The 12,248-nt window shown below is 62.9% G+C and carries 11 protein-coding genes and 1 pseudogene; 6 read left to right on the top strand and 6 right to left on the bottom strand.

Features of this window, described 5'->3' with window-relative positions:
- Positions 1 to 180 precede the first annotated feature (180 nt).
- On the top strand, positions 181 to 534 hold the full coding sequence (locus OO306_RS22795) for a hypothetical protein (protein WP_265969987.1): 354 nt from the start codon (positions 181 to 183) through the stop codon (positions 532 to 534).
- A gap of 56 nt (positions 535 to 590) precedes the next feature.
- On the opposite strand, the gene OO306_RS22800 is transcribed toward OO306_RS22795, so the two are convergent.
- The 3 genes from OO306_RS22800 to OO306_RS22810 form a co-directional block, all read right to left on the bottom strand.
- Positions 591 to 875: a type II toxin-antitoxin system RelE/ParE family toxin gene (locus tag OO306_RS22800; RefSeq protein ID WP_265969988.1), complete on the bottom strand. Its 285-nt coding sequence runs from the start codon at positions 873 to 875 to the stop codon at positions 591 to 593.
- Positions 876 to 882: 7 nt separating this feature from the next.
- The gene (locus OO306_RS22805) at positions 883 to 1,194 is read right to left on the bottom strand and encodes a type II toxin-antitoxin system Phd/YefM family antitoxin (protein WP_225874423.1); all 312 of its coding nucleotides are present in this window, start codon (positions 1,192 to 1,194) and stop codon (positions 883 to 885) included.
- Between the two features lie 259 nt (positions 1,195 to 1,453).
- On the bottom strand, positions 1,454 to 2,386 hold the full coding sequence (locus OO306_RS22810; protein WP_265969989.1) for a LysR substrate-binding domain-containing protein: 933 nt from the start codon (positions 2,384 to 2,386) through the stop codon (positions 1,454 to 1,456).
- A gap of 133 nt (positions 2,387 to 2,519) precedes the next feature.
- Here OO306_RS22810 and OO306_RS22815 point away from each other — a divergent pair, with 133 nt between their 5' ends.
- Together OO306_RS22815 and OO306_RS22820 are read left to right on the top strand one after the other, a co-directional pair.
- Positions 2,520 to 3,818, top strand: coding sequence for an FAD-binding oxidoreductase (locus tag OO306_RS22815; RefSeq protein ID WP_265969992.1), 1,299 nt, complete (start codon positions 2,520 to 2,522; stop codon positions 3,816 to 3,818).
- Positions 3,819 to 3,861: 43 nt separating this feature from the next.
- Positions 3,862 to 4,950 carry a polyamine ABC transporter substrate-binding protein gene (locus tag OO306_RS22820; protein ID WP_238214608.1) on the top strand — a complete coding sequence of 363 codons (1,089 nt, stop codon included), beginning with the start codon at positions 3,862 to 3,864 and terminating at the stop codon, positions 4,948 to 4,950.
- 21 nt (positions 4,951 to 4,971) lie between these two features.
- On the opposite strand, the gene OO306_RS22825 is transcribed toward OO306_RS22820, so the two are convergent.
- The 3 genes from OO306_RS22825 to OO306_RS22835 all read right to left on the bottom strand — a co-directional run bounded on the left by OO306_RS22825 (position 4,972) and on the right by OO306_RS22835 (position 9,725).
- Positions 4,972 to 5,337, bottom strand: coding sequence for a hypothetical protein (locus OO306_RS22825; RefSeq protein WP_186682387.1), 366 nt, complete (start codon positions 5,335 to 5,337; stop codon positions 4,972 to 4,974).
- A 204-nt stretch (positions 5,338 to 5,541) separates the two neighbouring features.
- Positions 5,542 to 8,631: a MexW/MexI family multidrug efflux RND transporter permease subunit gene (locus OO306_RS22830; RefSeq protein ID WP_265969990.1), complete on the bottom strand. Its 3,090-nt coding sequence runs from the start codon at positions 8,629 to 8,631 to the stop codon at positions 5,542 to 5,544.
- Entirely contained in the window at positions 8,628 to 9,725 is a 1,098-nt protein-coding gene (locus tag OO306_RS22835) for an efflux RND transporter periplasmic adaptor subunit (RefSeq protein WP_265969991.1), read from the bottom strand. Before OO306_RS22835 ends, OO306_RS22830 begins: the two co-directional genes overlap by 4 nt.
- 114 nt (positions 9,726 to 9,839) lie before the next feature.
- On the opposite strand from OO306_RS22835, the gene soxR reads away from it, so the two are divergent.
- From soxR to OO306_RS22850, 3 genes and pseudogenes are all read left to right on the top strand, one after another.
- The gene (gene soxR, locus OO306_RS22840; RefSeq protein WP_099430951.1) at positions 9,840 to 10,286 is read left to right on the top strand and encodes a redox-sensitive transcriptional activator SoxR; all 447 of its coding nucleotides are present in this window, start codon (positions 9,840 to 9,842) and stop codon (positions 10,284 to 10,286) included.
- Between the two features lie 152 nt (positions 10,287 to 10,438).
- Positions 10,439 to 11,221 carry an aldolase gene (locus OO306_RS22845; RefSeq protein ID WP_027596688.1) on the top strand — a complete coding sequence of 261 codons (783 nt, stop codon included), beginning with the start codon at positions 10,439 to 10,441 and terminating at the stop codon, positions 11,219 to 11,221.
- A 44-nt stretch (positions 11,222 to 11,265) separates the two neighbouring features.
- Positions 11,266 to 12,149 (top strand): annotated as a pseudogene (locus tag OO306_RS22850) (dihydrodipicolinate synthase family protein).
- Positions 12,150 to 12,248: the final 99 nt, after the last annotated feature.

A 12,248-nucleotide genomic window follows, 5' to 3' on the forward strand; every position in this document is an offset into this window, starting at 1 on the left:
GTTATAACCAGGCGTTGGACGTGCACAGCACGCCCAGGGCTCGCCGAAGCTTAACGACTGAGTAGTCACCAACGCTTGCAGCGCTGCGACAATTTCGGTCAAGGGGGGGTAACTTTACGTTTATGGATACGTGCAAGACTGTCAGAATTCCCTTCCGTTTCCTTTGACCCGAGCCTGTCCATGCAAATCACGACCGCCCTGCTCTTCGCCACCCCTTGCGATGACGAGGAAGACAACATGGCGACCCTCTGCTGCCACAGCGACAAGGGTCAGATGTTCCTGCTTACCCGCTATCCGGATGAAGACACGGTCGACCTGACCCTGGATGACGAGCCGTCGACGCTGGACGGGCTGAAAGTGACCCTGAGCGCCCAGCGCCTGCTGATCGAAGTGGCGGCCGGGGACCGCGATGCGCTGAGGGGGGATGAAGTGCTGGAGATCATCCTGACCAGCGATCTGAGCGACATGGACGAGGTGAAGGAGACGCTGCAGAACATTCTTGAGGGGACGGGGACGTTTGTCTGCGAGGTTTGAGGGCTGTCATTTCCCAAGCAGGAAACCCTAAACCCCGCCGAAGCGGGACTTAGGGTTTACACACGTTTGTAGGCAGCTTCGTACACTTCATCGTCGCGCCTGGCACCTATGCAGAGAACCAAAACGATCTCGGTGCCGTTAATTCGATAGACAATGCGCACATCGCCTGTGCGAATTCTGCGGCAACCCGCCAGCACGCCCCTAAGGGGCTTGCCTAGCTTGTCAGGCTCGCCTCCTGCGATACGCTCACGCACCACTCTGAGGACTCTTTGTGCCTCCGCGCGCCCAAGCTGCAGAAGGTCATTTTCTACTTCAGGGTGAAACCTGACAGTCCAGATCATCGCGTTCCTACCTGAAGCGAGCCTCCATGTCTTCAAGGCTCACGCTATTTTCCTCTTTCAGGCTGAGTAGGCGCTCGGCAGCCAGCCGTTCTGCGCGTAGATCTTCGAGCTCGTCCTGCATGGCTTGGTAGGCCTCAACACCTATCAGCACAGCAGCCGGCTCATTGTCCTTGAAAATGACGAGGTGGGTTGCATCCCCGCTCGTCACTTCCTTTAAACGCGCTCCAAACGTTCTAGCCATTGCCGTAGCAGACACCGCCTGCTCAGCTCTGGTCATTAGTCCAGCCATCGCATGCTTGCTCCCATCGGTTTGCTGCATTGCCTCCAGAGAGTAAAGGGAGACGGGAGGAGATGCAGCGGCTCCCCCGAATCGACAACACACAATATTGCGTAAAATCACACGCAAATCAACACACACAAACGCCATCCTGATGCGTGGTATGTGCTGTGCGACGCGACGCGGAAAGCGCGAGACTAAATTCCCAACGTGCAGCGTGCAACGGGATAAAGGGAATCGGAGCGTGTTTCGGAAATGACCTACATAGCCTGACTATGGGTGCATGCAGAGCCATAAGCTTTCACCCCTGACGACCCTGCAATCCGTAGTTAGCCTGTCGTGTCCGCTCCAACTGCGCCTCAAACCACTGCAACACCGCCGTGCAAGCCGGGTGCGCCGCCCCGCTATCGCGCAACCACAGTGCATACACGCCGCCAGTCTTCAGCGGCTCGCCAAACGGCACGATCAAATCCCCCCGGGCCAGGGCGTCGTGCGCCAGCACCTGGTCCGTCATGGCCACGCCCAAACCGCGGGCAGCGGCATCCAGCGCCAGGTCGTCAAGGTTGAACATCAGGTGTTTGTAACTGCGCTCGGGGCGATCCTGATGCGCTTGCAACCACAGGTTCCACTCGTGGCGCGCGGTCGAGCCATGGATCAAGGCATGATCACCCAGCGTTTCCAGCGAGCGTGGCGGTAACTGTCCGTCGCTCAGGCGCGGCGCGCAGACCGGGACCAGGTACTCATCGAACAACACCGTCAGCGGCCGATCATCAAGGCCATCTCGCAAATACAGTACATAGGCATCGCAATCGCCGCTGGTTTCCACCACCTCCCCGCTAACCGTTTCGATGGACAGGCACAACGCCGGGTTCAGCGCATAAAAGCTACTCAACCTCGGCAGCAACCAGCGCACCGCCAGTGACACGAAGATGCGAATGCGAAACGGCCGGTCCACGGGCGCTGGCGAAAGCCGCTGCGCCAGGGCGCGCAGATCGTTCAGCGTTTCACACGCCACCGCATAGACATCACGGCCGTGCTCCGTCAGCGCCACCTTGCGGCTGGTGCGGTCGAACAGCGCCACCCCGTAATGCTCCTCCAACTGCTGAACCTGGCGGCTGATCGCGCTCTGGGTCAGGTGCAACTGCCGGGCAGCCTCGGTAAAGCTGCTGCTGTCCGCCACGTGAATGAGCGCCTGGAGGGCATGAAGCGAGGGCACACGAAAGATTTTATCCATGCGTTTCAAGAATAGCTGAATGAAATATTAGCGTTAGAAACACGGCCACAGCCCTCGTAGATTAAGCCTTGAACGCGCACTGACAACGAACACCGATAACCCGTGCGCATTGATTGTGGAGAAGCTGATGGCAATCGACAACCGCTGTGGATGGATCGCGCTGGCAGGCGAGTCTGCCCCCCACCCGCGCCTCGAAGGCCAGCACACCTGCGACTGGCTGATCATCGGCGGTGGCATCACCGGCCTCGCCGCGGCCCACACACTGGCGGCACGCTTCCCGGGGCAACGCATCGTCCTGCTTGACCGGCAGCGAGTAGCCCAAGGGGCTTCGGCACGCAACTCGGGCTTTGCCGTCAGCCATGAACTGCCCTCGCCCAACGAATTGCTCGGCAACCCTGGTTTTGCAGGTTATGAAGTGGCGTCGCGCATTGGCGTGGCCGCTGCTCGGGAAGTGCGCCAGCGCATTGGCGAGCTGGGCATCGCCTGCGAGTACGACGACGGTGGCTATCACTTCGCCGTGCATCAGCCCGCGCACCTGCAGCAGGCCGAGGCCGTGATGCACACACTCGAGGCGGTAGGCGCCCAAGCACGCTACCTGGAAGGCCAAGCGCTGCAGCAGCGCCTTGGCAGCGGCTTCTATACCCGCGCCATCCATTGCGCTGGGGGCAACGCCTTGCTGCAACCGGCGAAGTATGTACGGGGCCTTGCAGACAGCCTGCCCAAGGCGGTGGAGGTGTACGAGCACAGTGCGGTACTGAGCCTGCGCCGTGCCGGGCGTGGCTGGCAAGCCAAAACCGAAACCGGCGTGATCAATGCCCCCCAGGTGCTGGCCTGCGTCGGCGCATTCTTGCCCAGAGTGGGCGTGCACCACAGCGGCACCTTCCCGCTGGAACTGAGCGCCAGCATCACCCGCCCACTGACCGAGGCGCGTTTGCAAAGCCAGTTCGGCGACCACACCTGGGGCGTGCTGTCGACCTTGCCGGGCGGCGCTACCCTGCGCCTGCTGCCAGGCCGACGGCTGCTGATTCGCAACACGGTGGAATACCGCCAGCGCGACCTCAATGGCGCGCAGTTGCAGGCCCGCCGACAACAGCATCTGCAAGGCCTGGAAAAGCGCTTCCCCGGGCTGTCCGCCAAGGACCTCGAATACACCTGGACCGGCCACCTGAGCGGCACCCGTTCTGGGGAGCCGTGCTTCGCGCGGATTGACGAAGGGCTGCATGCCGTGGCCGGCTGCAACGGCTCGGGGGTCGCCCGCGGCACCTTGTGGGGCAGGCTGCTGGTCGACATGGCCAGCGCATCGTCGTCAACGCTGCTCAGCGACGTGCTGGGCCAGGCCCAACCCGGTTACCTGCCGCCACGCCCGTTCTTCGATATCGGCGCGTCCCTGCGCATGGCCTGGGAAGTACGCCGCGCGCGGCTAGAACGTTGACCGCCATGAGCACTTGCGCACACTTACAACAACAGAGGGCAAGATGATGAAACGTACCTGCATGGCCGTGCTGTCCGCGGCGCTGTTCAGCCTGACGGCCCAGGCCGCCGAATCGGTGAACATCGCCAACTGGAGCGGCTACATTGCCGATGACACCTTGGCAGCGTTCGCCCGCCGCACAGGCATCCAGCCCACCTACGACCTTATCGACAGCAACGAGACGACCGAGGCCAAGCTGATGACCGGCGGCAGCGGCTATGACCTGGTCAGCCCGTCCAACCATTTTCTGCCCAGGCTGATCAAGGCCGGTGCCATCCAAGAACTCGATCGCAGCAAGCTGCCTAACTGGCACAACCTCGACCCCAAGTTGATGCAGTTGCTGGAAACCAGCGACCCCGGCAACCGCCATGCCATCCCCTACATGTGGGTGACCACGGGTATCGGCTACAACGTCGACAAGATCAAGGCCATCTTCGGCACTGCCGATGTCACTCAGTCCTGGCAGATGCTGTTCAACCCGGACAACATCCGCAAGCTGAGCGCCTGTGGCGTGGCGTTTCTCGACAACCCGACGCAAGTGTTGCCGATCACCCTCAAGGTGCTGGGGCTCGACCCACACAGCCAGCGCCCTGAAGACCTGAAAAAAGCCGAGGCGGCGCTGATGGCGATCCGCCCTTCCATCAGCTACTTCCACCAATCCAAGTACGTCAGCGACCTGGCCAACGGCAACATCTGCGTTGCGATCGGTTTCAGCGGCGATGTGCTGCAAGCGATGAACAGCGCGCAACAGGCGAACAACGGCGTGCACCTGGGCTACAGCATTCCCCGTGAAGGCTCGACGGTGGCGGTGGACATGGTGGTGATTCCCAAAGCTGCGCCACACTTGGACGCGGCCTATGCCTACCTGAACTACCTGCTCGACCCCCAGGTCATGGCGCATATCAGCAACGCGGTGAAGTACCCGAATGGCAATGCGGCGTCATTACCCTATGTAGACGCGGCGCTGCGTGACAACCCGGCGGTGTACCCACCCCAGGCCGTGCTGGATACGCTGTTCCCGATCCAGACCCTGTCACCGGCAGGCATGCGCTTGAGCACCCGGCTGTGGACCCGGGTGATCAGCGGCAAGTGAGCGCTGCGGGGGGGGCTGCTGCTACTCGACGAGCTCGACGTAGCGGGATTCGCCACCCCCCGTCGCCCCCGACAACCAGCCCCAAACGAAGTGCAGCGTGGTGCGACCGGCTTGATCAAGCCCCACCGTACCGCGCGACCAGCCGGCCAGCATTTCACCTTCGGTGGTCAAACACTGAAAAAGTAGCTCGATCGTGTCGGGGCCGGTAACACGGCCTACCTGATTGCCAATCCGGATCCTGCCGCCCTGATAGTGGCTGGTTATGGCGTTTCCATCGACAACGTAATGAAAGACCGTGCCAGCACCGGAGAGCCCTTGTGCATTGTTCGCTACCGCGAATCGGCGATTGTGCAGGCGCTCGGCGACGGGTGAAAAAGCAGTGTCCATCAGTGTCGTGTCCTTCCAGTGAGAGTCCATTTTGGCCTACGCGCACCTTAAACCAGAACGCGCCTAACCGGGTATTTGCGCGCCTGTTCCTCTGGGCTGTCACGCAGAGAACAAACATCGCAAGCGAGCCCCGAATCCTGTGGGAGCCGGCTTGCCGGCGATGCAGGCGCCGCGGTATATGGCACCGGGGCGCCACATGAACACTCAAGGCACACTCACCCCAACGCTCCGCTCGGCGTCTGCCAGTTGCTGTTTACGCAGGGTGGTCAGCCGGTGATCACGCGCCAGCCAGGTGTAGATCGCCGGCAGCACGAACAAGGTGAACAGCGTGCCGATCAACATGCCGCAGACGATCACCACACCCAGCCCAAAGCGGCTGTTGGCCCCTGCGCCACTGGCAAATAACAGCGGTATCACACCGAAGGTCATCGCCGCCGTGGTCATCAACACCGGGCGCAGGCGAATTTGCGCGGCGCGCATAATGGCCGCCGCACGGTCAAGGTTGTCGCGCACCTGAATCTCGTTGGCGAACTCCACCATCAGGATGCCGTGCTTGCTGATCAGCCCGATCAGCGTGACCAAGCCAATCTGCGTGTAGATGTTCAACGTAGCCCAGCCCAGCGCCAGCGGCAGCAACGCACCGCACATCGACAACGGTACGGTCACCAAGATGATCAGCGGGTCCACCAGGCTTTCATACTGCGCGGCCAGCACCAGGTAGATCACCACCAAGGCAGCAAGAAAGGCCCACATCAGGGCAAAGCCTTCCTGCACATACTGGCGCGACTCCGATTGCCAATCATGGCTGAAACCGGGCGGCAGCTCGGCGGCAAGCTGCTGCAGAAATGCCACCGCCTTGCCCATCGAGACACCGGGCGCGGGGATGGCCTGCAGGGTGCTTGCGTTCTGCTGGTCGAATTGCAAAAGGCGGTTAGGCGCGACCTGCAGGTCCAGGCGCACCACCGTGGACAACGGCACCAGGCTGCCATCTTCGGCCCGCACGTACTGGCGGTTCAGGGCCGACGGGGTCAAGCGCTGGTCCTGGATGCTTTGCGGGATCACGTCATAGGCGCGGCCGAACAGGGCAAAGCGGTTCAGGTACTGCTCGCCCACCAGCACGCCCAGCGACTCGCCGATGTCCTGCATGCTGATCCCCAGGCTGGCGGCCTTGGCGCGGTCGATGCTGACCTTGACCACCGGGTTGTTGTAGTCCAGGTCGCTGTCCACCACGCTGAACAAACCGCTCTCGCGGGCGCGCTGCTTGAGCACTTCCATGGTCTGGTACAGCACCGGGTAATCCTGGGCACTGCGCAGCACCATCTGTACCGGCAAGCCACCACTGGAACCTGGCAACGACGCCACCTGGAAGGCGAAAATGCTGCTGCCCTCGATGTCCGCGACCGCCTGTTGCAGCTGCGCTTGGACCTGCGCGGCAGAGCGCTCGCGCTGCTGCCATGCACTGAGGTTGATGCCAGCGAAGCTGGCCGCGGTCCCGTCGGTGCCGTTGATGATCCAGGTGTCGGTGGTTTCGGGAATCGATTTCATCACCTGGTCGAGTTTGCTGGCAAAGCGCTCGACGTAGTCCAGGCTCGCCTGTTGCGGCGACTTGATTGCCGTCAGCACGGCCGCCTGGTCCTCCGGCGGTGCGAGCTCGCGCTGTGGCAACAGGTACAGCCAGGGCAGGCTCAGGCAAACCAGCAGGGCCACACCAGCACTGAGCCAGCGCCGCGCCAAGGTAAACGCCAAGGCCCGGGCATAGGCCGCTGTGAGCGCAGCGAACACCCTTTCGGCGAGATGGGCCATGGCCCCATCCTGCTGCCCGGGTTTAAGCAGCAACGAACTCATCACCGGCGACAAGGTCAGTGCAACGACACCCGAAACGATCACCGCCCCCGCCAAGGTCAAGGCAAATTCACGGAACAACGTGCCGGTCAGGCCACCCATCAAGCCGATGGGCGCGTACACGGCGGCCAGGGTCAGCGTCATGGCGATCACCGGCCCGGCGATTTCGCGTGCACCGGCCAACGCCGCCGCCACCGGTGTTTGCCCTTCTTCGATGTGACGGTGCACGTTCTCCACCACCACGATGGCATCGTCCACCACCAGGCCGATGGCCAGCACCATCGCCAGCAAGGTCAACAGGTTGAGGCTGAAGCCGAACGCCAGCATCAACCCCGCTGCACCCAGCATCGACAACGGAATGGCCACCACCGCGATCGTCACGCTGCGCAGTGACCCCAGGCACAGCCAGATCACCAGCACGACGATCAGCATCGCTTCCACCAGCGTGCGCAACACTTCTTCGATCGAAGCCTCGATGAAACGCGCAGTCTCATAGGCCAGCGCCACCTTCACGCCGGGCGGGAGCGTTTGCTGGATCTGCGGCAACAATTCGCGAATGCCGTCGACGATGACCAGTGGGTTACCCGATGGTGTGGGGAACAACCCCAAGTGCACAGCGGGTTTGCCATCCAGGGTGGCACTGGTGCGGGTGGCCGCCGCGCTCAGTTCGACAGTGCCCACATCACGCAGGCGCACAAGGTCGGTGCCGTCGTTGCGGATGATCAGGTCACGGAAGTCCTCGACGCGGGTCATGTCGGTGTCGACCTGGATATCGGCCAGCACGAACTGCCCGCGCACCTGCCCTGGGGTGGCCTGGTAATTATTGGCCCGCACCGCTTGTGCGACGTCGGCAGCCGTCACCCCGCGCCCGGCCATCTGCTCGCTGTCGAGCCACAGGCGCATGGCCAGGCTCTGCCCGCCGAACGTCTGCACCTTGGCCACGCCGTCGATCCCCGAAAGCAGCGGCTCAACCACCCGCGACAGGTAGTCACTGAGTTCTGGGATGGACAGGGTCTGGCTGGAGAAGCCGACATACGCCACCGCCGTGGAATCCCCCGCAGACAGCTCCACCACCGGGTCGTAGGCTTTCTCGGGCAAGCGGTAGCGCACCTGGTTGACCTTGGCCATGGTCTCGGCCAGCGCCTGGGTCGAGTCTCGGTTGAGCAGCATGCGCAGAGTAATCAAGCTACGCCCCTGCAACGATGATGACGACATGAAGTCAACGCCCTCAACCGAAGAAACCGCCTGGCTGATCGGCTGGGTCACAAAGCCTTGCATGAGTTCGGCGGAGGCGCCGGGGTAGTCGGTACTGATGGTGATCGTCGCGCTCTCCAGCAAGGGGTACTGGCGCACCGGCAACTTGCCCAGGGCGAACAGCCCCATCAGCACGATCAGGCTGCTGACCACCAGCGCCAGCACGGGGCGACGCACGAAGGTATCGGTGAATTTCACGGTTGCTGCCCCCCGGCCACGTCCAGCAGGCTGTCTTCTGCGACCTGCTCGACCTGCATGCCATCACTCAATTTCAGCTGGCCGGAAACCACCACCCTGTCGCCCGGCGCGAGGCCCGAGGTGACTTCCACACGCCCCTGCCAGCGCTCACCGGTCGTTACCGGTACCCGGTTGACGCTGATGACGCCCTGTTGATCCTGCCTGGCAATGAACACCGTCTGCCCGTAGGCGGTGTAGGTGATCGCCGTTTCTGGCACGGCCAGCACCCTCGACGGCTGCGCGGCAGGCAGACGGACCCCGGCATACATGCCCGGCTGCAGCTGCCCATCCAGGTTCGGCAGGGCAGCCTGCACCTGGACGAGGCGTGACTTGCTGACCAGGGGATCGACCGCCACTACCCGTGCCTGAAACGCCCGCCCGCGCACAGCATCGACGGTCAGTTCCAGCAGCTGCCCGACAGTCACTTCGGGGGCCGCCTGTTCGCTGAGGGAAAAATTGACGTGCAACTGGCGTGTATCCGTCAGGCTGGCAATCGCCTCGCCAGCGCCCAGGTACTGGCCCTGGTGAACACGGCGGATACCCACATTGCCTGCAAACGGCGCGCGTATGGCTTTTTGCGCGATCAGCGCTTCGACATGCTGCAGCTCACCCGCGGCCACATCCACCGCTGTGCTCGCGTTATCCAGCAGCTCTTGCGAAACGGCATTCAGCGCGCGCAACTTACTGGCCCGCTGCGCCGCGACCTGGGTATTGCGCAGCTTCGCCCGCAGTTGCACGCGCTGGGCCTGTTCGGGCGCATCGTTGAGCTGTACCAGCAACTGCCCGGCACGCACGGCCTGCCCCGACGCGAAGGCGATGTGGGTGATGCGCCCTGCCACCTCGGCCGCGACCTGCACCTGATTGACCGCCTCCAGCTCCCCCGATGCAAAACGTTGCCGCGCCAGGTCGACCGGCTCGGCAGTGGCCAGCGCAACTTTGGTGACCGGCCACGCCGCGGCCTGTTGGGCCGCTACCCTACTGCCCGTCAATGCGTAGGCGCCGACCAAGGCACCGACAGCGGCGACAGTCATGGCCAGTAACATCCTTTTGTTCATGCCTTGCTCCGATCAGCGGGGTGGTTGCAGGAAAGATCGGGCAGGACTATAAGAGCTCAACTTAACTTGAGGTCAACAGGTGTGACAGCCAAATCATCCACCATCAGCACGCGGCTGCTGACTGTCGGCGAAGTCGCCAAGCGCAGTGGCGTTGCGGTATCCGCCCTGCACTTCTACGAATCCAAGGGGCTGATCGCCGGCACGCGCACCGCCGGCAACCAGCGGCGTTACCCCGCGCTGGTGTTGCGCACCATTGCCATCATCAAGGTGGCCCAGCGCACGGGTATCCCCCTCGAGGTCATCAAGCGTGCCCTGGGCCGCTACCCGCCGAACAGCAAACTCACGGCAGCGCAGTGGGGCGAGATGTCATCGGCCTGGCGAGAAGACCTGAACGCACGCATCCGCACCTTGGAAGCGTTGCGCGACAGCCTGGACAACTGCATTGGCTGCGGCTGCCTGTCACTGGAAGACTGCCCGCTGCGCAACCCCGAGGATGTGCTGGGCAAGGACGGTGCAGGGGCGAGGATTCTGGAAAAAGAGGCCACCGCCAAGCACGTGTAAGGGATACCTGCGCAGGTCGTCATGGGGTGAGCCATGGCGCGATGACACTTCACTTGCATATGACACAAAGTGTCATTAAGATCGACGTGTGTCCTCAAGCCAGCCACGGCTACCAGGACGTCATCGCCCTTATCCCGTGCAGGTACCCCACTGTGACCACCACCATGCAGACCCCCAAGGACCAGCTCGTCAAACGTGCCCAACAGCAAATGCTGACTGCGCTGGCCGACAACACCTACACCCCGCGGCAGAAGCTCGCACTGACCTGCCGGATTCTGTTCGACGGCGGCCACGATTCGGGCCTGGCCGGGCAGATCACCGCACGCGCTGCGGAACCTGGCACCTATTACACGCAACAGCTTGGCCTGGGCTTCGACGAGATATCGGCCTCCAACCTGCTGGTCGTGGACGAAGACCTGACGGTGCTGCAAGGCCAGGGCATGGCCAACCCCGCCAACCGCTTCCACAGCTGGCTGTACCGCGCACGCCCTGACGTCAACTGCATCATCCATACCCACCCGCTGCACAGCGCAGCCTTGTCGATGCTCGAAGTGCCGCTGGCCATCTCGCACATGGACCTCTGCCCGCTGTTCGACGATTGCGCCTTCCTCAAGGAATGGCCAGGCGTGCCGGTGGGCAACGAAGAAGGCGAGATCATCGCCAGTGCCATCGGCGACAAGCGGGCGATTCTGCTTTCCCACCATGGCCTGCTGATCGCCGGTAGATCGATCGAAGAAGCCTGCGTGCTCGCCCTGCTGTTCGAACGTGCGGCGAGGATGCAGTTGCTGGCCATGGGCGCCGGTGAAATCCGCCCCATCCCCGAAGCACTTGGCAAAGAAGCCCATGACTGGATTTCCACGCCAAAACGCCATGGCGCCGCGTTCAGCTACTACGCGCGCCGGGCCTTGCGTGCCCATGGCGAATGCCTGGGCTGATTGCAGCTGTCCCCCTTCCTGAACAACGGCAAAGGTGCCTGGTCATGTCTACACCTGTAATTCGCGGCGTCATCGGCTACACCATCACTCCCTTCGCGGCAGACGGCTCGGTCGATCTAGCCGCCCTGGGCACATCCATCGACAGCCTGATCCAGGCCGGCGTGCACGCCATCGCCCCGCTGGGCAGCACGGGCGAAGGTGCCTACCTGTCCGAGGCCGAGTGGGAAGCGGTGGTGCGCTACAGCCTCGAGAAAATCGCTGGCCGCGTGCCCAGCGTGGTCAGCGTCTCTGACCTGACTACCGCACGTACCGTGCAGCGCGCCCGCCTGGCCCAGGCGTGCGGGGCCACGGCGGTGATGGTGTTGCCCATCTCCTATTGGAAGCTGACCGAGGCGGAGGTGGTCGACACTACAAGGCGGTCGGCGCGGCAATCGACATCCCGATCATGCTGTACAACAACCCGGGCACCAGCGGCACCGACCTGTCGGTGGAGCTGATCCTGCGCATCCTCGACGAGGTGGCCAATGTGACCATGGTCAAGGAAAGCACCGGCGACATTCAGCGCATGCACCGCCTGTACACCGCGACCGATGGCAAGGTGGCGTTCTACAACGGCTGCAACCCGCTCACCCTGGAAGCCCTGGTTGCCGGCGCCGCCGGCTGGTGCACCGCAGCGCCGAACCTGATCCCCGCACTGAACCTGGCTTTGTGGGACGCCGTGCAGAAGGGCGAGCTGGCTGAAGCACGGGCACTGTTCTACCAACAGTACGCGTTGCTGGCGTACATCACCCAGCGCGGCCTGCCTACCACCATCAAGGCCGGGCTGAAAATGCTTGGCCTGGACGTGGGGGCGCCGCGCCTGCCGCTGCAACCCCTGGACGCTGAAGGCAGTGCCTACCTGAAAGGCTTGCTGGTCTCAGCCCAGTGATTTAAAGGGGACTGTGGGAGCGGGCTTGCCCCGCGAATGCCGACCGTGTTCACTACACGGACTTTCATCAATCACATAAGCACGGAGGCCACTTGTGAC

Source organism: Pseudomonas sp. DCB_AW, from assembly GCF_026240895.1.
Taxonomy (GTDB): domain Bacteria; phylum Pseudomonadota; class Gammaproteobacteria; order Pseudomonadales; family Pseudomonadaceae; genus Aquipseudomonas; species Aquipseudomonas kermanshahensis.